At 70.9% G+C, this 21,348-nt stretch carries 18 protein-coding genes; 3 read left to right on the top strand and 15 right to left on the bottom strand.

The features are described 5' to 3' along the window. Positions 1-57 precede the first annotated feature (57 nt). From ngcE to acnA, 3 genes are all read right to left on the bottom strand, one after another. The gene (gene ngcE, locus ASC99_RS31440) at positions 58-1,458 is read right to left on the bottom strand and encodes an N-acetylglucosamine/diacetylchitobiose ABC transporter substrate-binding protein (RefSeq protein WP_057238470.1); all 1,401 of its coding nucleotides are present in this window, start codon (positions 1,456-1,458) and stop codon (positions 58-60) included. A gap of 393 nt (positions 1,459-1,851) precedes the next feature. Further along, positions 1,852-3,150: a glycoside hydrolase family 18 protein gene (locus ASC99_RS31435; RefSeq protein ID WP_057238468.1), complete on the bottom strand. Its 1,299-nt coding sequence runs from the start codon at positions 3,148-3,150 to the stop codon at positions 1,852-1,854. A gap of 131 nt (positions 3,151-3,281) precedes the next feature. Then, entirely contained in the window at positions 3,282-5,927 is a 2,646-nt protein-coding gene (gene acnA, locus ASC99_RS31430; protein ID WP_057238466.1) for an aconitate hydratase AcnA, read from the bottom strand. A gap of 348 nt (positions 5,928-6,275) precedes the next feature. Here acnA and ASC99_RS31425 point away from each other — a divergent pair, with 348 nt between their 5' ends. After that, positions 6,276-6,755 (top strand): type II toxin-antitoxin system VapC family toxin, encoded by a 480-nt coding sequence (locus ASC99_RS31425; protein ID WP_063857249.1) that lies wholly within the window; start codon positions 6,276-6,278, stop codon positions 6,753-6,755. Positions 6,756-6,831: 76 nt separating this feature from the next. Then, positions 6,832-7,353: a superoxide dismutase family protein gene (locus tag ASC99_RS31420; protein ID WP_057238464.1), complete on the top strand. Its 522-nt coding sequence runs from the start codon at positions 6,832-6,834 to the stop codon at positions 7,351-7,353. Positions 7,354-7,372: 19 nt separating this feature from the next. Here ASC99_RS31420 and argF read toward each other — a convergent pair whose 3' ends face one another. The 3 genes from argF to ASC99_RS31405 all read right to left on the bottom strand — a co-directional run bounded on the left by argF (position 7,373) and on the right by ASC99_RS31405 (position 12,760). Further along, complete coding sequence (gene argF / locus ASC99_RS31415) at positions 7,373-8,374, bottom strand: ornithine carbamoyltransferase (RefSeq protein WP_057238463.1); 1,002 nt, start codon at positions 8,372-8,374, stop codon at positions 7,373-7,375. A 151-nt stretch (positions 8,375-8,525) separates the two neighbouring features. After that, the gene (locus ASC99_RS31410) at positions 8,526-11,132 is read right to left on the bottom strand and encodes a polynucleotide kinase-phosphatase (protein WP_057238462.1); all 2,607 of its coding nucleotides are present in this window, start codon (positions 11,130-11,132) and stop codon (positions 8,526-8,528) included. After that, positions 11,129-12,760 (bottom strand): 3' terminal RNA ribose 2'-O-methyltransferase Hen1, encoded by a 1,632-nt coding sequence (locus ASC99_RS31405; RefSeq protein ID WP_057238460.1) that lies wholly within the window; start codon positions 12,758-12,760, stop codon positions 11,129-11,131. The genes ASC99_RS31410 and ASC99_RS31405 overlap by 4 nt, the downstream gene beginning before the upstream one ends. Before the next feature lie 149 nt (positions 12,761-12,909). On the opposite strand from ASC99_RS31405, the gene dapD reads away from it, so the two are divergent. After that, positions 12,910-13,899, top strand: coding sequence for a 2,3,4,5-tetrahydropyridine-2,6-dicarboxylate N-succinyltransferase (dapD, locus tag ASC99_RS31400; protein ID WP_369824354.1), 990 nt, complete (start codon positions 12,910-12,912; stop codon positions 13,897-13,899). Between the two features lie 347 nt (positions 13,900-14,246). Here the strand turns inward: dapD and ASC99_RS31395 are convergent, their stop codons facing one another. The 9 genes from ASC99_RS31395 to ASC99_RS31355 all read right to left on the bottom strand — a co-directional run bounded on the left by ASC99_RS31395 (position 14,247) and on the right by ASC99_RS31355 (position 21,104). Next, entirely contained in the window at positions 14,247-15,176 is a 930-nt protein-coding gene (locus ASC99_RS31395) for a DUF6099 family protein (RefSeq protein ID WP_057238457.1), read from the bottom strand. A gap of 180 nt (positions 15,177-15,356) precedes the next feature. Further along, entirely contained in the window at positions 15,357-15,677 is a 321-nt protein-coding gene (locus ASC99_RS31390) for a nucleotide pyrophosphohydrolase (protein WP_057238455.1), read from the bottom strand. A 2-nt stretch (positions 15,678-15,679) separates the two neighbouring features. Next, a complete protein-coding gene (locus ASC99_RS31385) occupies positions 15,680-16,960 on the bottom strand; it encodes an AAA family ATPase (protein ID WP_157531882.1) in 1,281 nt (426 codons plus the stop codon). A 132-nt stretch (positions 16,961-17,092) separates the two neighbouring features. Further along, positions 17,093-17,941, bottom strand: a complete 849-nt coding sequence (locus tag ASC99_RS31380; RefSeq protein WP_057238452.1) for a putative RNA methyltransferase — start codon at positions 17,939-17,941, stop codon at positions 17,093-17,095. 43 nt (positions 17,942-17,984) lie between these two features. Beyond that, on the bottom strand, positions 17,985-18,416 hold the full coding sequence (locus ASC99_RS31375) for a hypothetical protein (protein WP_057238449.1): 432 nt from the start codon (positions 18,414-18,416) through the stop codon (positions 17,985-17,987). Next, the gene (locus tag ASC99_RS31370; RefSeq protein WP_057238448.1) at positions 18,413-18,649 is read right to left on the bottom strand and encodes a toxin-antitoxin system HicB family antitoxin; all 237 of its coding nucleotides are present in this window, start codon (positions 18,647-18,649) and stop codon (positions 18,413-18,415) included. The genes ASC99_RS31375 and ASC99_RS31370 overlap by 4 nt, the downstream gene beginning before the upstream one ends. 140 nt (positions 18,650-18,789) lie before the next feature. Beyond that, the gene (locus ASC99_RS31365) at positions 18,790-19,296 is read right to left on the bottom strand and encodes a hypothetical protein (protein WP_057238446.1); all 507 of its coding nucleotides are present in this window, start codon (positions 19,294-19,296) and stop codon (positions 18,790-18,792) included. Positions 19,297-19,323: 27 nt separating this feature from the next. Then, positions 19,324-19,575 (bottom strand): hypothetical protein, encoded by a 252-nt coding sequence (locus ASC99_RS31360; protein ID WP_057238445.1) that lies wholly within the window; start codon positions 19,573-19,575, stop codon positions 19,324-19,326. Positions 19,576-19,742: 167 nt separating this feature from the next. Next, positions 19,743-21,104 carry a class I SAM-dependent RNA methyltransferase gene (locus ASC99_RS31355; protein ID WP_057239131.1) on the bottom strand — a complete coding sequence of 454 codons (1,362 nt, stop codon included), beginning with the start codon at positions 21,102-21,104 and terminating at the stop codon, positions 19,743-19,745. Between the last annotated feature and the right edge of the window lie 244 nt (positions 21,105-21,348).

Here is a 21,348-nt window from a genome sequence, read left to right as displayed (position 1 = left end):
TGAGCGCACCGGGGGCCTGGTGCGGGAGGCCCCCGGTGCGCCAGAACACATCGCCGGTCAGGCGCTCTTGTTCTTGGTGGCCGACTCCTTGGCGCGCTTGATCCACTCCGCCGGAGTGATGCGCTTGGCCAGGAGCTCACCGGACGCGTTCTGCAGGTCCTCGTCGAACTTGCTCGCGGTGTTCGGGTACTGGAAGTTGAAGACCTTGTCGCCCGCCGCCTTCAGCGCCACGACGGTGGACTTGGTGCCCGGCTTCAGCTGGACGTCCGGGCCGACACCGTCCTTGAGGCAGGTGAGGCTGTTGGCGGCCTGGGCGAACTTGCCCGACGCCTCCTTGGTCAGCATCATCCGGAGGAACTCCAGGCCGCCGGCCACGTTCTTGGCCTTGGTCGGCACCACGAACGGCTCGCCGGAGCCGGCCCGGATGGCCTCGAACGGGAGCTTGTCGCCGGGCAGCGACGGCATCGGCAGGAAGGTCATCTCGAAGTCGGCCGGGGTGGAGGCGAGCTGCTCGTTCTCCAGCCAGGAACCGGACGGGATGAAGACCGCCTTGTACTGGTTCCACGCGGTCTGCGACTCGGTGTGGGTCATGCCGTTGGTGCCGGGGAGCAGGAAGTCCTTCTCCACCACCTGGAAGAACGCCTCGACGGCGGTCTTCACGGCCGGGTCGTCCCACGCGGTCGGGTCGAGCTTGTCGATCCGGGCCATCAGGTCGAGGCCGCCCTGCTTGGCGATCATGTCCAGGATGGCGACGTTGATGTAGTACGGGTACTTGCCCTGGTGGGCGAGCGGGGCGATGCCCTTGGCCTTGGCCTGCTCACAGATGGTGATGAAGTCGGCCCAGGTCTTCGGCACGGTCCAGCCGTTGTCCTTGAAGAGCTTGCCGGAGAACCACAGGCCCCACATGGTGTACGCGTACGACAGGTTGTAGACCTTGCCGTCGATCGTGCCGGACTCGATGGTCCCGGGCATCAGGACGTCGCGGACCTTCTTCGACGGGTCGTCGATGTACGGCGCGTCCAGCAGCGGGGCCAGGTCGACCAGGCTCTTGTCCTTGGCCAGCACGTCGAGCTTGATCTGCTTGTTGCCCGAGTCGTCGATGACGTCCGGCGGGGAGCCGGCGTTGAAGCGCGGCTGCAGCTTGCCCGTGATGTCCTTGTCGGCCTGCTGGTCGATCTTGGCGTCCGGGTAGGTCTTGGCGTAGATCGCGGCGAACGCGGCCAGGTAGTCCTTGCCGTAGCCACCGTCGAAGATGAAGACCTCAAGACCCTTCTTGGCGTCCACGCCGAACGGGTTCTTGGCGTCCTTCAGGTTGTACTCGCCGGCCTTCTTGCTGTCGTTGCTGCTGGTGCCACCGGCACAGGCGGCGAGCAGCGAACCGCTGCCGGCCGCGAGCACGGTGATGGCCGCGGCCCGCTTGAAGATGTCACGGCGGTTGTACTCGGTTGCAGAGCCCATGAGTGCCCTAACCCCTCGGTGTCCAGAAGATGCGTACAGGTACTGACGGATCGTCAATTCCTGCCAGTGAGGCGCGCCCAGCGGCCAAGGGGCCGGTCAGAGGCGGTTTCTGTGATGGGCAAAGGTATAGTCCACTGTTCATCTGGCAGCAATAGCCGAACCGCCCGATGCGGCCCCTGGGGGCCAAAGCGTTGTCGGCGATGCAGCATGTGCAATGTGCAGGGGGCCTGCATATTTGCCCATCCGGCCCGTCGATGCAGGAGAATCTAGCGCGCTTGTGTTCGTTTGAACATAGAAACGCGCAGCTTCGCGCATCACAGAACAGTGACGCACGAAACTGCGCGTGGGGTCGAGCGGGGTCGGGCCCGGCTCAGATCACGGGTTGGACCGCCGTCAGAACCTCAGACCCTTGTCCAGCGCCTTCACCAGGGTGCCATTGCTGTCGTCGTTGTCCAGGGCCCAGAGCATCACACCACCAAGGCCGTTCAAGCGCGAGTAGGCGGCCTTGTAGCTGAGCACCTCGGGGGTGTCGAAGGTGTACAGCGTCGTTCCGTCGTACTTCCAGCTGGCTCCGCGCAGCCAGTCCGTGTGCACCGTGCCCGGCAGGTTCTTCACTTCCTTGTACGGCAGGTCCGGCACCGCCGCGGTGGCGGGCTGGTACAGGCCGTTCTTCCTCGGGCCCGGCTGCACCCCGGTCCAGCCGTGGGCGTAGAACGGCACCCCGAGCACGGCCTGACGGGCCGGCAGGCCACGCTCGATGTAGTGCCTGACCACCTTGTCACCGCTGCGCTGCGTCGGCGAGGGGTCTGCGCTGTCCGCGAACAGGTTGGCCTGGTGGGCGGTCGGCCCGGTGCCCTCCCAGGGGCCGTGCAGGTCGTAGGTCATCAGGTTGAGCCAGTCGACCGACCTGGCGACCCTGGGGAGCTCCAGCCGGTCCGCCACGGTCTCGTTGGCGGCCACGGCGGCGGTCAGCAGGTAGTGCTGCCGCGACTTCTTCCCCAACTCGTCCAGCTGACGGCGGAACTCCTGCACCAGCAGGGTGAAGTTGCGACCGTCCTCCGGGCGGACCACGTTGCCCGCGTCGCCGCCGCCGCCCGGGTACTCCCAGTCCAGGTCGATGCCGTCGAAGACACCGGCGCCGGCCCCGGTGCCGCCCTCGGCCGATCCGAGCTGCGGCAGGTTGCCCCGGACGTACAGGTCCAGACAGGAGGAGACGAAGGCCTTCCTGGAGGCATCGGTCAGCGCGGCGTCCGAGAAGTACTTCGACCAGGTCCAACCACCCAGCGAGATCACGGCCTTGAGCTGGGGGTTCTTCGCCTTGAGCTTGCGCAGCTGGTTGAAGCTGCCCTTCAGCGGCTGCTCGGCGGTGTCGGCCTGGCCGTCCACCGACTCCTCGGCGCCGACCGGGCGCTGGTAGTCGGCCCAGGCGTCGCCCACCCCGGCCTTGTTGGCCTCGAAGCACCTGCCCTCGGCGTTGACGTTGCCGAAGGCGTAGTTGATCACCGTGAGCTTCGCGGCCTGGCCGGAGGTCTGGACGTTCTTGAATGAGAAGCCGCTGTAGACGCCCCACTGGGTGAAGTAACCGACCCGCTCGCCGTTCAGGCGCGGGGTGGTGTGGGCCTGAGCCGTGGTGGGGGCCAGTACGGCGGCGATGGTGACGGCCGCGAGCAGTGCAGAGGTTCTTCTGGGCATGCGGGACCCGTTCTCTGAATCAGCGTCAATTGGTCTGGACCATGTGCTGATTGAGAGGTTTAGTCCATTGCGCGCGAACGCACAAGAGGCCCGGACCGCTTCGATGCGGTCCGGGCCTCCTGTCCTGCGCCTTAACCGATCAGGCTACGCAGCACGTACTGCAGGATGCCGCCGTTGCGGTAGTAGTCCGCCTCGCCGGGGGTGTCGATCCGGACCACCGCGTCGAAGCTGAGGTCGCCCGCCGTGACCTTGACGGTCTTCGGGGTGCGGCCCTCGTTGAGCTCGGTCACGCCGGTGAAGGAGAAGGTCTCCTCGCCGGTCAGACCCAGCGACTCGGCGGTCTGGCCCTCCGGGAACTGCAGCGGCAGGACGCCCATGCCGATCAGGTTCGAGCGGTGGATGCGCTCGTAGGACTCGGCGATGACGGCCTTGACGCCGAGCAGCGCGGTGCCCTTGGCGGCCCAGTCACGGGACGAGCCAGAGCCGTACTCCTTGCCCGCCAGGACGACCAGCGGGATGCCGGCGGCCTGGTAGTTCTGCGAGGCGTCGTAGATGAACGACACCGGCGCGTCGGGCTGGGTGAAGTCGCGGGTGTAGCCACCCTCGGTGCCCTCGGCGATCTGGTTCCGCAGCCGGATGTTGGCGAAGGTGCCGCGGATCATCACCTCGTGGTTGCCACGGCGCGAGCCGTACGAGTTGAAGTCGCGCTTCTCCACGCCGTTCTCGGTGAGGTACTGCGCGGCCGGGGTGCCCGGCTTGATGTTGCCGGCCGGGGAGATGTGGTCGGTGGTGACCGAGTCGCCCAGCTTGGCCAGCACGCGGGCACCGGCGATGTCGTTCACCGGGCTCGGGGTCTTGGCCATGCCCTCGAAGTACGGGGGCTTCCGGACGTAGGTGGACTCGGCGTCCCACTCGAAGGTGTTGCCGGTCGGGATCGGGAGCGACTGCCAGCGGTGGTCACCGGCGAAGACGTCCTGGTAGCCCTTGTTGAACATCGCCTCGTCGATGGAGCTCGCGACGGTGTCGGAGACCTCCTTCTCGGAGGGCCAGATGTCGGCGAGGAAGACGTCGTTGCCGTCCTGGTCCTGGCCGAGCGCGTCCCGGGTGATGTCGATGTTCATGTTGCCCGCGAGCGCGTAGGCGACCACCAGCGGCGGGGAGGCCAGGTAGTTCATCTTGACGTCGGGGTTGATCCGGCCCTCGAAGTTACGGTTGCCGGAGAGCACCGAGACGACCGCGAGGTCGGCCTCGTTGACGGCGGCCGAGACCTCCTCGGGCAGCGGGCCCGAGTTGCCGATGCAGGTGACGCAGCCGTAGCCCACCAGGTTGAAGCCGAGCTTCTCCATGTAGGGGATGAGGCCGGCCTTCTCGTAGTAGTCCATGACGACCTTGGACCCGGGGGCCAGGGTGGTCTTGACCCAGGGCTTGACGTGCAGGCCCTTCTCCACGGCCTTCTTCGCCAGCAGGGCGGCGCCCAGCATGACGGAGGGGTTGGAGGTGTTGGTGCAGGAGGTGATCGAGGCGATCACGACCGCGCCGTTGTCGATCTGGTAGCTGCTGCCGTCGGGAGCGGTGACGGCGGTCGGCTTGCTGGCCTCGGCGGAGTACGCGGGCAGCACCTCGGCGAACTTCTCGGCCGCCTCGGCCAGGATCACCCGGTCCTGCGGACGCTTCGGGCCGGAGATCGACGGGACGACGGTGGAGACGTCCAGCTCGAGGTACTCGGAGTAGACCGGCTCGACCGACGGGTCGTGCCAGAGGCCCTGCTCCTTGGCGTACGCCTCGACCAGCGCGAGCTGCTGGGCCGAACGGCCGGTGAGCTTCAGGTAGTTGATCGTCTCGGTGTCGATCGGGAAGATCGCGCAGGTCGAGCCGAACTCCGGCGACATGTTGCCGATGGTGGCGCGGTTCGCCAGCGGGATGGCGGTGACGCCGGCGCCGTAGAACTCGACGAACTTGCCGACCACACCGTGCTTGCGCAGCATCTCGGTGATGGTGAGCACCAGGTCGGTGGCGGTGGTGCCGGCCGGCAGCTCGCCGCTCAGCTTGAAGCCGACCACGCGCGGGATCAGCATGGAGACCGGCTGGCCGAGCATCGCGGCCTCGGCCTCGATGCCACCGACGCCCCAGCCCAGCACGCCCAGGCCGTTGACCATGGTGGTGTGCGAGTCGGTGCCGACGCAGGTGTCGGGGTACGCCTGGCCGTTGCGGACCATGACGGTGCGGGCCAGGTGCTCGATGTTGACCTGGTGCACGATGCCGGTGCCCGGGGGGACGACCTTGAACTCGTCGAACGCGGTCTGGCCCCAGCGCAGGAACTGGTAGCGCTCCTTGTTGCGGCCGTACTCGATCTCGACGTTCTGGACGAAGGCGTCCGGGGTGCCGAACTTGTCGGCGATGACGGAGTGGTCGATGACCAGCTCGGCCGGCGCCAGCGGGTTGATCTTCGCCGGGTCGCCGCCCAGCTCCTTCACGGCCTCACGCATGGTGGCCAGGTCGACCACACAGGGGACACCGGTGAAGTCCTGCATGATCACGCGGGCGGGCGTGAACTGGATCTCCTGGCTGGGCTGGGCGTTCTCGTCCCAGTTGCCCAGCGCCCGGATGTGGTCGGCGGTGATGTTCGCGCCGTCCTCGGTGCGGAGCAGGTTCTCCAGCAGCACCTTGAGGCTGTACGGCAGCCGCTCGGAACCCTCGACGGCGGAGAGCTTGAAGATCTCGTACGACTCGTCGCCCACCTGCAGCGAGCTGCGGGCGTCGAAGCTGTTCGCGGACACGACTGACTCCTTTTGGATCCACCCGGTGGTAAGGTGACCCTAACTTGGGCCCGCCCGGCCTCCGGTGGAGGCGTACGCCTCTCGGCAAGTATCTTGACGTCAAGATAAACCATAGCGCGGAGTTATCTCGATGTCGAGATAAACCATAGTGCATGCCCGGGTGAGCACCGCGTCAGGCAGGCCCCTGTTCGACGGTCCGGCCGCGATACTTCTCCAAAGTTCCGCGCCCGCTGCCGTCGCGCCGTCAGGCTACGGTGGGGCGGATCCATGGTGATCGCGCGCGTGCGTGCGCGCGTGTTCCTGCCGTTCTGTCGTCCGTGTCCGTCTGCGTGTCGGAGGGTGTTTCCCGTGATCGTCGTCGATGCTTCCGCGCTGGTGCTGGCCTTGGCCGACCAGGGCCCCCGGGGTGAGACCGCCCGGGCCGAGCTGGCGGCGGACCAGGAGTGGGCCGCACCTGAGCACGTGCTCATCGAGGTGATGCAGTCCCTGCGCGGGCTCTACCTGGCCCGCGAGGTACCGGCCGAGCGGGTGGCCGAACTGGCCGCCGAACTGCCCGGGCTGACCATCCGCAAGATCTCGGTCGCCCCGCTGCTCGGGCGGGTCTGGGAGCTCAAGGACAACCTGACGCCGGACGACGCGGCGTACGTCGCGGTCGCGGAGCAGCTCGGGGTGCCGCTGGTGACGGCGGATCTGCGGCTGATGCGGGCCAGCGGGCCGCGCTGCGAGATCCGGGGCATCGGCCCGGTCCGTGACACCCCCGGGGTGGCGACCCGGCCCGCCGGGATGGGCTACTCGGGCGGCCTCGTGGCGGACGCCCCGTACGGGTGACTTCCGGGGGCGGGGTGCACCCCGGCGCGGCCGGAGCTGGCAGCTTGGGGCTGAACCCCTCCGGAAAGGCCCGCTCATGTACGCCGCCCCCGTCCTGGCGCTCGCCCTGCTGCAGCCGCTTCTCCCGCCCGCCCACACGGTGGAGGCCACCTTCGACCGGCCGGACGGCATCGTGCCCGCCACCGCCGTCAGCTTCGCCCCGGACGCCGTCCCCTACGGCGCCGGCGCCCGGATCATGGTGCACCGGGCGGCGGGACACACCACCGTCTCAATGACGGTGGACGGACTGACGCCCGGTCACGTCTACCCGGTGCACGCGCACACCGGTGGCTGCGGCACCGTGCCGGCCGACTCCGGCCCGCACTACCAGGACCGGCGGGACCCGGTGCAGCCCTCCACCGACCCCGCCTACGCCAACGACCGGAACGAGCTCCGGCTGACCCTGCACACCGACGGGACCGGCCACGCCACCGCCAGCACCACCGTGGAGTGGGAGTTCCGGGACGGCGAGGCCGGCTCGGTGGTGCTGCACGCCGGAGCGGACGGGCACGAGCACGCGCCGGCGCAGCGGGTGGGCTGCGTCAACGTGGACTTCTGAGGACCGGTCAGCGGGCCGGTCAGGAGCCCAGCGTCGCCACCAGGATCGCCTTGATGGTGTGCAGGCGGTTCTCGGACTGGTCGAAGACCACCGAGTGGGCGGACTCGAAGACCTCGTCCGTGACCTCGAGCTCGCTGAGGCCGCTGACCTCGAAGAGCTGCCGGCCGACCTCCGTGCCCAGGTCGTGGAAGGCCGGCAGACAGTGCAGGAACTTCACTGCCGGGTTGCCGGTGGCCCGGATCGTCTCCATCGAGACCTGGTACGGCTTCAGCAGCGCGATCCGCTCCGCCCAGACCTCCTTGGGCTCGCCCATCGAGACCCAGACGTCGGTGTAGAGGAAGTCGGCGTCGGCCACGCCCTCGGCGACGTCCTCGGTGAGGGTGATCCGGGCGCCGCTGGTCTCGGCCAGCGCCTGGGCCGCCTTCTGCACCTCCGGGGCGGGCCAGAGCTGCTGCGGGGCGACGATCCGGATGTCCATCCCGAGCAGTGCTCCGGTGACGAGCAGTGAGTTGCCCATGTTGTAGCGGGCGTCACCGAGGTAGACCAGCGTGGTCTGCTCCAGCGGCTTGGTGCTGTGCTCGACGACGGTCAGGATGTCGGCCAGCGACTGGGTGGGGTGCCACTCGTCGGTCAGCCCGTTCCAGACCGGGACGCCCGCGTGGGTGGCCAACTCCTCCACCAGCACCTGGCCGTGGCCCCGGTACTGGATGCCGTCGAACATCCGGCCGAGCACCCGGGCGGTGTCCTTGATGGACTCCTTGTGGCCGAGCTGCGAGCCGGACGGGTCCAGGTAGGTGGTGCTGGCACCCTGGTCGTGGGCGGCCACCTCGAAGGCGCATCGGGTCCGGGTGGAGGTCTTCTCGAAGACCAGCGCGATGTTCTTGCCGGTCAGTCGGGGCTGCTCGGTCCCCGCGTACTTCGCGGCCTTGAGCTGGGCGGACAGCTCGAGCAGGAAGCGGAACTCCTGCGCGGTGAAGTCCAGCTCCTTGAGGAAGTGCCGGTTCCGGAGGTTGAAGGCCATGCCGGGCTCCTGGGTTGCGGGGACAATGAGACGGGAAGTGTATACGACTTCCAGAATTCTTATGCAACAGGAGGTGGGCGTGGCGGGCCACCCGCCCGCGTGGGTGGCCCGCCTGAGTCCGGGGTCAGAGCCGTGGGTCAGAACCGGGGGGTCAGAGCCGCGGGTCGACCGGCTCCGACTCCAGTGCGAGGACGGCGAAGACCGCCTCGTGCACCCGCCAGAGCGGTTCGGCCCCGGCCAGCCGGTCCAGCGCCTCCAGGCCGAGGGCGTACTCCCGCAGAGCGAGCGAACGCTTGTGGCCGAGCGAACGCTGACGCAGCTCGCCGAGGTGCTCGGTGTAGTCCGGACCGTAGATGATCCGCAGGTACTCCCGGCCACGGACCTTCACACCGGGCTGGACCAGGCCGCCCCGGCCGCCGGCCCCGCCGCGGACCAGCGAGGCCAGCGGCTTGACCACCATGCCCTCGCCGCCCGCCCCGGTCAGCTCCTCCCACCAGGCGACACCGGCCGCGACCGAGGCCGCGTCGGAGGTGTCGACCAGCAGCCGCCCCGTCCGGTGCAGGATCGGCGCGGCCGGGTCGTCCGCCGCCACCAGCCGGTCGATCCAGCCGAGGTGCTCGTCGTGCGAACGGACCGCGAGATTCGTCCCCTCGGCCGCCAGCACCTGGAACGGGGCCAGCCGAAGACCCGTCAGGCCCTCGGTGGGCCAGCAGTAGCGCCGGTAGGCGACGGTGAACGCCGCCGCGTCCGCCGAGCGCTGCTGCTGACGCCCGATCAGCTCGTCCAGCGGCAGGCCACGGGCGGCGCCGAGCCGCAGCGCGGCGAGCGCCTCCGGCAGTGCGGCACCGGCCGCCGCACCGACCGCCGCGTACTGACGGCGCAGCAGCTCGACCGCCTTCAGCGACCAGGGCATCAGCTCCGCGTCCAGCAACAGCCAGTCGGTGCCCAGCTCCTCGAACAGCCCGGCCCGCTCGGCCGCCGCCCGGAGTCGCTCCAGCACCGCGTCGGTGAGCTCACCGTCGTTCAGGAAGGCCCGGCCCGTCCTGGTCCAGATCGCGCCCGAACCGGCCAGACCGAACCGGCGCTCCAGCGCCGCCTCGTCTCGCGCGACCAGCACGACCGCGCGGGAGCCCATGTGCTTCTCCTCGCAGATCACCTGCTGGACGCCGTCGTTGCGGTAGCCGAGGAAGGCCTCCTCCGGGTGTTCCAGGAACCCGTCCCGGCGCGAGGTGGCGACCGGTGCCATGGTCGGCGGCAGGTAGGCGAGCAGCCGCGGGTCGAGCGCGAACCGGCTCATCACCTCGAGCGCGGCAGCCGCGTTCTCCTCCCGGATCGAGACCCGGCCGTGCTGGGTGGTCTCCACGATCCGACGGCCCGCGACGTCCTGGAGGTCGAGCGGACGGCCCTCCCTGCCACCCGGCGCATCGGTGTGCAGCGGCCGGACCGGGGCGTACCACTCCCGCTCGGCCTCGACCGTGACCAGCTCACGCTCCGGGTACCGCAGCGCGGTCATGCTGCCGCCGAAGACGCAGCCGGTGTCCAGGCAGATGGTGTTGTTGACGAAGCTCGCGGTCGGCACCGGGGTGTGGCCGTAGACCACCAGGGCCCGGCCCCGGTACTCCTCCGCCCACGGGTAACGGACCGGCAGACCGTACTCGTCGGTCTCACCGGTGGTGTCGCCGTACAGCGCGTGCGAGCGGACCCGGCCGGAGTTGCGGCCGTGGTACTTCTCCGGCAGACCGGCGTGACAGACCACCAGGTTGCCGCCGTCCAGCAGGTAGTGGCTGACCAGACCACGCATGAACGCCCGGACCCGGGCCCGGAACTCCTCGCTCTCCTCGGCCAGCTGGTCGATGCTCTCCTGGAGGCCGTGCGAGACGGTGACCTTGCGGCCGTCCATCCAGCGGCCGAGCTTGTTCTCGTGGTTGCCGGGCACGCAGATCGCGTGACCCGCCTCGACCATGCCCATCACCAGGCGCAGCACGCCCGGGCTGTCCGGGCCGCGGTCGACCAGGTCACCGACGAAGACCGGGGTACGGCCCTCGGGATGGACCGCGTCCACCGGGCGGCCCTGCTCGTCCCTGGCCAGGGTGTAGCCGAGGGTGGTGAGCAGGGTCTCCAGCTCGGACCGGCAGCCGTGGATGTCACCGACGATGTCGAACGGGCCGGTGAGCTCGCGCAGGTCGTTGTACCGCTTCTCGGTGACCACCTCGGCGGCGGTCACCTCGGCCTCACCGCGCAGGATGTGCACCTTGCGGAAGCCCTCGCGCTCCAGGCCGCGCAGCGAGCGGCGCAGCTCGCGCTGCTGACGGGGGATCACGTGCGCCGCGAACTGGCGGTCCGGGCGGGCCTTGTTCCGCTCGGCGCAGACCTCCTGCGGGAGGTCGAGCACGATGGCGATCGGCAGCACGTCGTGGTCGCGGGCCAGCTTGATGAGCTGCTTGCGGCTCTCCGGCTGGACGTTGGTGGCGTCCACCACGGTGCGGCGGCCGGCCGCCAGCCGCTTGCCGACGATGTAGTGCAGCACGTCGAAGGCGTCGGCCGAGGCCGACTGGTCGTTCTCGTCGTCGGCCACCAGGCCACGGCAGAAGTCCGAGGAGACCACCTCGGTCGGGCGGAAGTGACGACGGGCGAAGGTGGACTTGCCGGAGCCGCTGGTGCCGACCAGGACCACCAGCGAGACGTCGGTGACGGGAAGGGAGCGGGTGGACGGGCGCTCGGCCGGGGTTCCGGTGTCGGTGTCGGTGTCGTTGGTCATCGGGCTGCGCTCCCTTCGGTGGTGACGGTCGTTGCGGTGGCTGTGGCGGCGGCTGTGGATCCGGCTTCGGATCCGGCTTCGGAGGTGCGGCGGAACAGGGCGAGCTGGGTCGGCGCACCGACCTGCTCGTCCAGCGGACCGACCGGGCGGACGGTGACGGAGTAGCCGTAGTCGGCCGCGATCCGCTCGGCCCAGGCCAGGAACTCCGCCCTGGTCCACTCGAAGCGGTGGTCACTGTGCCGGACGTGGCCGGCCGGGAGGGTCTCCCAGCGGACGTTGTACTCGACGTTGGGGGTGGTCACGACCACGGCACCAGGGCGTGCCGAGCCGAACACCACGTACTCCAGCGCGGGCAGCCGGGGCAGGTCGAGGTGCTCGATCACCTCGGAGAGCACCGCGGCGTCGTAGCCCTTGAGCCGGTCGTCGGTGTAGGTGAGCGCGCCCTGGACCAGCCGGACCCGGGCCGCCTGACGCTCCGACATCCGGTCCAGCCGCAGCTTGCGGGCGGCGGCGGTGAGGGCACGGGAGGACACGTCCACGCCGAGCACCTCGGTGACCCGAATGTCCTTCAGCAGCGCCTCCACCAACTCGCCCTGCCCGCACCCGAGATCGAGCACCCGGACGGCGCCGACCTCGGCCAGCGCGGCCAGGATCGCCTCCCTGCGGAGGACCCCGAGGCTGACCGGCTTGGACTCCTGAGCCACCGTCGGGTCGGGTCGCTGCCCGGGTCCGCTGTTGGACTCCGGCGTGCCGTCGGGCTCGGTGGCGCCGTTGGGCTCGGTGGTGTCGTTGGGTTCGAGGGTGTCGTCGACGGCGTTGTCCACCTCCTCCGCCTCCCGGTCGTCGGCCTCCGCCAGCCGAGCCAGCTCCAGCCGCTCCAGCGCCGTCCTGGTCAGCGACCAGCGGCGGGCCAGGTACCGACGGGTGATCAGTGCCAGCTCCGGGTGCGTCCCGAGCCAGCCCTCTCCCGCAGCCAGCAGCTTGTCCACCTCGTCGGGCGCGACCCAGTAGTGCTTGGCACCGTCCAGCACCGGCAGCAGCACGTAGAGCTGCTGCAGCGCGTCGGCCAGCCGGATCTCGGCGGACAGCTCCACCCGGGCGTAGCGGGAGTTGCCCCACTCCGGGAAGGTCTCGTCCAGCGGGATCGCGGTGGCCTCGACCTGCCAGCCCAGCGGCTCGAACAGCCGCCGCACCATGGCCGGGCCGCCCTCCTCCCCCGCGCCGTTGGCCGGCACGGCGGGCAGCGCGATCCGAAACGGGCGCGGCTGCTCGGCCAGGCCGGGACGCTGCTCGCAGACACCCTTCATCGCCGTACGGAACACCGTCCGCAACGCGACCGCGAGCAGCGAGGAGGCTGCGTAGGGGCGGTCGTTGACGTACTGCGCCAGGGCGAAGTCGGGTGAGCCCCCGCGACCCTTGCCCCGGCCCTTGCGGACCAGTGCGATCGGGTCGATGTCCAGCAGCATCGCCGCCGTGCACGACTCGGTGCCGGTCTCCGGGTAGAAGACGTGGGCCTCACCGTGCGAGGTGGAGAAGCGCTGCACCTTGTCGGGGTGCTTGTGGAGCAGAAAGCCCAGGTCGGAAGCCGGGCGTTCGGCCGTGCCTGTGGTGGAGATCGAGATGAACACCTGTCCGAGTATTGCTGACGGCGGATAACTGCGGCATCGGGTTTTCCCCGAGGTGAGGGGCCACGCGACCGCTGTTCGGAGGGGTGGTCCGATGTCCGCACGGTGAGCGTGTTCGTCAGCCCGGGCGGTGATTCGTTAACGTGCTCGATGTGACTGCTGAAACCTCCTCCCTCGCAAGTGGTGCCGTGGCCGTCGGCCTGGCGACCATCGCCGCCGACGGCACCATCCTCGACACCTGGTACCCCGCCCCGGAGCTGGCCGCTGCCCCCGGCCCGGCCGGCACCGTCCGGCTGACCGCCGAGGAGGCCGACGCCGCGCTCGGCGCGGGCGCTGCCGAGGCGCTGCGCGCCGACGCCCGCCGGGGCGTCGAGGTCGTCGCGGTGCGGACCACGATCGCCTCGCTGGACGAGAAGCCGATCGACGCGCACGACGCCTACCTGCGTCTGCACCTGCTGAGCCACCGTCTGGTCCAGCCGCACGGCCAGAACCTGGACGGCCTCTTCGGCCTGCTCGCCAACGTCGCCTGGACCTCCATCGGCCCGGTGCCGGTGGACCAGGTCGAGCGGGCCCGGCTCGCCGTCCGTGCGCAGGGCGGGCAGCTGGCCGTGTACGGGATCGACAAGTTCCCCCGGATGACCGACTACGTCGCGCCGAGCGGTGTCCGGATCGCGCACGCGGACCGCGTCCGGCTCGGGGCGCACCTGGCCGTCGGCACCACCGTGATGCACGAGGGCTTCGTCAACTTCAACGCGGGCACCCTGGGCACCTCGATGGTCGAGGGCCGGATCAGCGCGGGCGTCGTGGTCGGCGACAACAGCGACATCGGTGGCGGCGCCTCGATCATGGGCACCCTCTCGGGCGGCGGCAAGCAGGTCGTCTCGGTCGGCGAGCGCTGCCTGCTCGGCGCCAACGCGGGCATCGGCATCTCGCTGGGCAGCGACTGCGTGGTGGAGGCCGGTCTGTACGTGACGGCCGGCACCCGGGTCACCACCCCGGACGGGAAGATCGCCAAGGCGGTCGAGCTCTCCGGCCAGGACAACCTGCTGTTCCGCCGCAACTCGCAGAGCGGCGCCGTCGAGGTCATCGCGCGGTCCGGCTCGTGGGGCGGTCTCAACGCGGAGCTGCACGCTCACAACTGATCTCCCGTCAGGGTCGGTCGGTCTGCGGACCGGCAGGAGCCGAACCGGCGGGGCTGAGCCGGCAGGACTGAGCTGGTAGGGCTGAGCTGGTAGGGCAATGGAGGCGCGGGGCCGGGCAACCGGCGGCCGCGCCTCCGGCGTCTCCGGTCGCCCCGTGGGTGGCGGCCAAGGCCGAGCCGCGTAGCCCAGTGGCCGGGCGAGCCGCAAACCGGGATCACCCCTGAGGCTGACCGGGGGCGGGTGTTGGACCTCTACGAGTGGTCCGGGGTGACCGGGCGTCAGCAGAGGTCGTTGGACCGGCGGGGCCGCTTGCCCGAGCGGCGGCTCTGCCACCGACGCCCGTCGGTTCACACCGCACTACCGAGCTGGAGGGGTCCGCTCATGTCCGAGCCCTGGTCCGAGGCACCCGTTACACCGCAGCAGGACGCGCCCGCCCCGGCGGCCTCCCCCGGCACCCTGCTGGAGCAGATGCAGCGCATGCTCGCCGACCTGAACGCCAACCTCGCGGGACTGGACGCCGATCTGCAGTCCTCGGCCGGGCGGACCGGCGAGCAGCGGGACGCGGACGACCGCTCCGCCGGGTCCGCCACCCGGGGCTGACCGCCTCGCGCCGTGACCGGCGGCCCCAGCGGGACGACCAAGGTCGGCACCCCCTGGCTCTCCGCCGGTCCGGCCCCGGCCACCGCTCCCCTGGCGGTCGCCGCCCGTTCCACCTCCGCCCCAGCATCCGTCCCTGTCCCTGTCCCCGCCTCCGTCGGCTCGGCCGAATCGGCCGGCTCCGCCTCCGCCGCCTCCCGGCGGAGCGTCCGAAGCAGCTCGACCACCACGTCCTTGCACTCGGAGCCCGCGTCCACGCCGTCGATGCAGCGCCAGTACAAGCTCTCCCCGTCCGCCCCGCAGGCCAGCACCACCAGGGCCTCGGCCATGTCGTACAGCAGCAGGCCGAGTTCGGTCAGCACCGGCTCCAGCTCGCCGAGCTCGTCCAGCCGGGCGGCCCGGCCGTTGCCGCCCCAGTCTGCCCGGTGCCACTCCGCCTCCGCCGTCTCCTGCGCGCTCTCGGCCGGCCCCGGCTCCTCCAGACAGCTGACCGCGTGCGCACCCGCATCGCAGAGCAGCTGCCCGAGGGCGGCCAGCTCCCCGCTCTCGCGCCCGGCGATCCCGGCCCCGACGGCCTCGGTGAGCAAGCCCGCCTGCCAGGCCTCCACCAGTGCGTCCGGCGCACTCCGGGCCTCCGCCAGGGCGTGCCGGGCCGTCTTGATCAATCGCAGCGCGTCCATACCTCGCCGCTCCCCTCGCTCGCGTACGACCGTCCGACCGTCGTCGTCGACGGTGTGTCACGCGGCAAGAGTGCGGCGGGCCCGGGCAGTGCGGGCGAAACAGCCGGGAAGCTGTGGACAACCCACCCCCTGTGGACAACTTCCGTCACCCACACGAGGGACCGGACAGGGGGACCGGTCTCAGATCGGGAAGCGGATCTCGTTGCGTTCGATCTTGGCCGCCAACGCGGCCGCCGGGTCCACGCCGACCGCCGTACAGAACTGGAGCAGGTACGCCAGCACGTCGGCGACCTCGTCCCTGACCCGGTGCGCACTGTCCGGGTCGGCCATCACCGTCGCCGCCTGCTCGGGAGTCAACCACTGGAAGATCTCCAGAAGTTCGCCCGCCTCCACGCTGAGCGCGGCCGCCAGGTTCTTCGGCGTGTGGAAGGGCTCCCAGCCCCGGGCGGCCGCGAAGTCGGTGAGCCGCTGCTGGAGTTCGTCGAGGGTCTTGTCGGTCACGACTACAGGTCTACCCCATCGACGCCGCCCCGGGCGCCCTGCAGCGGCACCCGGGCCGACTCCGGCCGCAGCACGCTGTGGCCGCTGGCCGGATCGCGCCGGCACTCGATCAGCTCGACGCCCAGGCCGGGTTCGCGGGCCGGAGCCACGTCCTGCACCGCTCCCAGCAGGCGGATGTCCTCCTTCTCGCACACCTCCCGGGCCAGCCGGAGCAGCGCCGAGACCTGCTCCGCCCCGAGGCCGGCCGCCAAGTCCTCGGCCAGCACGGTCAGCTGACGGTGCGCCGCCGGGACCTCGACGGCCGGATCGACGTCCAGCACCCCCGCGCCGGTGAGCAGGACGGTGGCGAAGGCGAGCAGTCGCAGCATCCCGTCCGAGGCCTGGTCCGCGCCCGTCCGGCCGAGCACTCCCTCGTCGAAGACGGCGAGCAGCTGCTCACGGGCCTCCGGGCCACGCCGGGCCACGTCCAGGCCGAGCAACGGGTGCGGGGCCGCCTGCTGGACGGCCTTGAGCAGCCGGCCGTACCGGCGGGTGCACTGCTGTTTCACCCGGGCCAGCACGGGCGAGATGTTGGCGGCCGAGGCGAGCAGCCTGGCCTCCTGCTCGGGCTCGGCCCAGTCGCGCATGAGTGCGGGCACCGGGTGCAGCGGGAAGACCTCACGCAGGGCGGTGAGCAACTGCTCGGCGGCGGCCAGCACCTGGCGCTCACCGTTGGAGGAGCCCGCCACCCGGAGCGGGATCTGAGCGGTGATCAGACTGTCGTTGGGGAACGGCGCCCGGATGTCGCCCTGCCTGCTGTCGTTGTGCCAGGTGACGTTGACCCTGCCGTGGGCGACGTCCTGCTCACCGGTCTCCACCAGGGTCTGCCCGGCGCAGGTCAGCCACTCCCGGGCGACCCGGACCGGGCCGTCGGTGCGGACCACCAGTTCGAGCCGGATCGGCCCGGCGGCCGAGCGGACGGTGCAGCCGAGGATGATCGCGTTCCGACCGTGCGGGACGCAGCCGAGCATGCCGCCGCGGATCGGCAGCGCGAGCGGGCCCGAACTGCCGCCGATGCCGTCCAGCGAAAGACCGATGGGCTCGCCGAGAGAGAGCCGGGAGAGGGTGGCCAGTGCGTCGAGCGCGTTCGACTTGCCGACCCCCGAAGGGCCGTACAGGACGGTCAGCGGGGAGAGCGGCAGGGTGGTCCGCCGGTAGGACTTGAAGGAGGTGAGGCGCAGCTCCTCCACGGTGGGGCGGAGCACGGGGCGGACGGCTGCGGGACGGACGACTTCGCTGGTCACTGATGGGACGTTAGCCGCCGTCGGAGGTGCCGAAACGTGCCTGCGGCGCATCTTCATCCCAACGAGTCCCCGGCCCTGCCTGGCCCGACCCGGCCCGACCCGGGCTCGGGCTCGACGCGGGGGCTCGGTCGCTCAGCGGTAGGTGGTGAGGTGCACCGAGCCGGTCACCTCGACCGGGTCGGGCAGCTCGGCGAGCGCGGCGGCCAACCGGGCCGGGTCGGTGTGCCAGGCGTTCGGGCCCATCGCGACCACCTCGTTGGCCTCCGCGTGCGAGAGCCGCAGCCGGAACTCGACCTCGGTGCGGTCGGTGCGGGTCAGCCACGGGCTGAGCTTCTCGTCCGTACGGCGCTCCTTGTCCTCGTCGACCGAGAGCAGTCCCAACGCGTCCACCAGCTCCCGGAGGTGACGGGACGTCGGCGAGACCAGCAGCATCCGGCCGCCGGGGCGGAGCACCCGACGGATCTCGGGGCCGTTGCGCGGCGCGAAGACGTTGAGCAGCAGATCGGCGGAGCCGTCCAGAAGCGGCAGCGGGCGCCAGGCATCGCAGACCAGCGCGCCGATCCTGGGGTGCGCCCTGGCTGCGCGCCGGAGTGCGAACTTGGAGATGTCGAGCGCGGCGCCGGCCCCGCCTGTCCGGTCGAGTACGTGCGCCAGGTAGTAGCCGGTGCCCGCCCCCAGGTCGGCGACCAGGCCCGTCGGCCCGTCGCCGCCCTGGCCGGCTGCCGCTGCCACCTCGGCCGCCTTCGCCAGTGCGTCAGCGATCGGACGGTAGTGCCCGGCGGCCAGGAAGTCCCCCCGGGCGGCCACCATCTCGGCGGTGTCGCCGGTGCCGGTGTGGGCGTCACCGGCGAGCAGGCTGACGTAGCCCTGCTTCGCCTGGTCGAAGCTGTGGCCCGCCGCACAGCGCAGGGTCCGGCCGTCCAGGTTCAACGGTCGGGCGCAGTGCGGGCAGGCCAGATAGCGCTCGATGTCCTGCAACAACGTGGATGGTCCTCGCCGGTGTGGGGGTGGACCACCAGGCTACTCAATCAGCTTCGCCCTCTTCGCCGTCGTCCTCGCCGCTGACCTCCTCGTCCTCGGGGTCGTCGACGATCCAGCCGGCCAGCCGCTCGGCGACCCCACTGACGCTGAGCTTGCCCTCCCGGATGGCCCGGGCCAGGCTGCGTACCTCACGGGCGGTGGTGGCGACGGTGCAACCGCTTGCCACCAGGTAGGAGTAGGCGACGGCGGTGGCGAACAGCTCGTTGGTCCGCTCCAGGGCAGGAACGCGGATCAGTTGGTGCATCAGGGCCGCAGCACGGTCCTGCGGCTCGGGGTAGACGGCGATGTCGAAGATCTCGGCCTGGTGCCGGGCAACCGAGGCGAGCAGCGAACCGTAGTCGGTCACCTGCGGGTCGCCCGGGGTGTACTGCTCGGCTGTCATGAGCAGCCAGGACAGGTCTACCTCAAGTTTCAACGGCGCACGTCCTGCAGCTCGGCGCCGCGCTCGAACTCGGCGAGGAAGGCGGTCTCGTACTCCTTCATGAACTGCGCGGCGGTGTCGACGAACAGTCGCCCTGCCTCGCCCATGTCCTGCTGCACGAGCCGTTCGATGTACTGGTTCATGCTGATCCCCTGCTGCTCGGCCCGCTCCCGGGCGATCTCGGCGGTCGTGGCATCCACCCTGACGTTCAGCTGCTTTTTGGCCATGCTTCACGCTAGCGCTGATGTGCTAGCACAACAAGGGCGCATTCCGGCCTCCGCACTCCCTTACCCGCGCACGGGGTGCTTGGCACCCCGTGAACGCAACGGCATCGGCGGTACGACCGGCCTCACAGGGCTGCCCGGTGCTACGGCATCGGCAACTGGTGCCCGCGGGTACGGCAGTGCCAGACCGCGCGGCCGTCCGCCAGCACCGGATGCAGACCGAGGCGGTGGACGGCGCAGGTGGGCCAAACCGCCCGGTGCGCGCCTGCCACGAGGTCCTGCACTGCACTCGCCACCGTGGCCATGGCCTCCTGCACCCCCAGAGCACGGACCCGATCACCGTGCACTCCGACCCAGGTCTCGTCCGACGCCTGCGGCTCGGTCCACACCTCCAGTGCGAGTGGGTAGCCGAGATCGCGCTCGGCTGCCATGCGCAGCAGGTCGAGTGCCGTCGTCGCGACCGAAACCCGACGCTCGAGCAGAAAGCCGACCAGATAGGGCGGGGGCACCTCACCGTGCGAGTCGAAGACGCTCGCGTACCAGCCCCGAGCCTCTGCCGAGAGCTCTTCGACTTCGAATCCGATCTCCGGATCCCGTGCCGTGTCCGCCAACCAGGCGGCGAAATGCGGGCGTTCGGAGGTGGTGGGCATCGGGATTCCTCGGAGCCGGAGTCCCGGTCAACCTAGCAGCCGGCATCGGTGTGGGTCGCCCTCGATCCGGCCACCCAATGCCCTTGCCGTCGGGCCGAGTTCGCGCCGGCACCGGCTGAGCAGGGCGAGCGCGAGGTAGACGTAGCCCAGCGGCAGGCAGGCGATCAGCACCACCGCCGGCACCCAGGAGATCTCCCTGGTCAGCGGCATCACGAACGCGAGCAGGGCTGCGACCCCGAGGAACGCCACGTCGATCCGCCGGTACTCCCGCAGTCCCACGAGCCCGAACCGCTCGGCAACGCCGGGCCGCTGCCTGCCCGAGCTGGATGGGCTACTGCTCCGCGCCCGACTCGAGATGCCGCCTGGCACCAGCGATGTAGCAGCACCCGTGGAGATGACTGATGGGCGCCGGGGCAGAAGCCTCGACGCCCATCAGTGGCAGACCGTCAGACCGCCAGCTCGGCGATCGGTTCCAGGATGGCCACGCACTCGAAGTGGTGGGTCATCGGGAAGAGGTCGAACGCGCGCAGCGAGACCGGCCGGTAGCCGCCCTCGCGGAAGAAGGCGAGGTCGCGGGCGAGGGCGGCGGGGTCGCAGGCGACGTAGGCGATCCGGCGGGCGGAGAGGCCGGCCAGGTGGGCGACGGTCTCGCGGCCGGCGCCCGCGCGGGGCGGGTCGAGGACGATCAGGTCGGTGGAGGTGATGCCGGTGCGGGGCAGCAGGGTCTCCACCCGGTCGTGCTCGATCCGGACGTTGTCGAGGGTGGCCAGGTTGTGGCGGGCGTCGACGACGGCCTGCTTGCTGGACTCGATGCCGAGGACGGCGCCCTCCTCGCCGACCCGGTCGGCCAGGGCGCCGGCGAACAGGCCCACGCCGCAGTAGAGGTCGAGGGCGCTCTCGCCCCACTGCGGGTCGAGGCCGTCCAGGACGGCGCCGACCAGGGTGTCGGGGGCCGCCGGGTGGATCTGCCAGAAGCCGCCGTTGGAGACCCGCCAGGTGCGGCCGGCCGCCCGCTCACGGACGAAGGAACGGCCGTGCACCTTGTGGATCAGGTCCTGCTCGTCGACCCGGGAGATCGAGACCGGCTTGTCGAGCTCGACCAGCGGGAGCTGGGAACCGGGGGTCGGGGTGAGGATCACCTGGCGGTCGGAGGAGCCGGCCGCGGCGATCACGTCGATCGAGCTGATGCCGGGCCAGCTGCGGGCCTCGACGCCGAGCTCGGTGATGCCCTCGGCGGCGATCAGGCAGCGGTCGACCGGCTCCAGCTCGTGCGAGCGGTGGCGGCGCAGGCCGACCTTGCCGGTCGCCGGGTCCACCGCGTACTGGATCCGGGTGCGCCAGGCCGGGACCTCGCCCGCCGGGAGCTTGCCGCCGACCGGCTCGACGGTGCCGTCCCAGCCGGCCTCGGCGGGGGTCAGGCCGCCCAGCTTGGCGAGCTGCTCGGTGAGCACCGCGACCTTGAGCTTGCGCTGGCCGCCGGAAGTGACGTGCTGCCAGTCGCAGCCGCCGCACTTGCCGGGTCCTGAGAACGGGCAGGGGGCCGGGATCCGGTCCTTGGCGGGCTCCAGGATCTCCACCGCGTCGGCGCGCAGGAAACGGGACTTGGTGGTGCCCTCGGTGACCTGGGCGATCACCTTCTCGCCGGGCAGCGCGTGCCGGACGAAGAGCACCCGGCCCTCGTGCCGGGCCACGCAGTGGCCGCCGCCGTGCGCGACCGCGCCGACCTCGACCTCGTAGCGCTCGCCGACCAGCGGGTCACCGGCGGGCACCCGGGGGGTGGACGCCTTGGTGGACCGCTCGGTCTTCATCGGACGGGCTGCGCGGGCAGCGGGCGCGCCGGTGCCAGCGGCCTTCGGGGGGCGTACGGTCTGCTTCTTCGCGCTGTTGCCGGCCGCCCGCTTGGACTCGGGACGCACCTCGGGCTCACCCGGCGCGAGCGGCGCGGTCTGCGCCGTGAAGCCGTCACGGTCGGTCGCCTCCGGGCGGGCCGGGCGGGCGCCCCAGCGGGGCCGGGCGACCTGGCCCGGCTTGCTGCTGCCGGACTTGCCCTTG

It is taken from the genome of Kitasatospora sp. Root107, assembly GCF_001424875.1.
Classification (GTDB): domain Bacteria; phylum Actinomycetota; class Actinomycetes; order Streptomycetales; family Streptomycetaceae; genus Kitasatospora.
The sequence above is the reverse complement of the archived record's forward strand: the minus strand, read 5'-3'. Positions and strand labels throughout refer to the sequence as shown.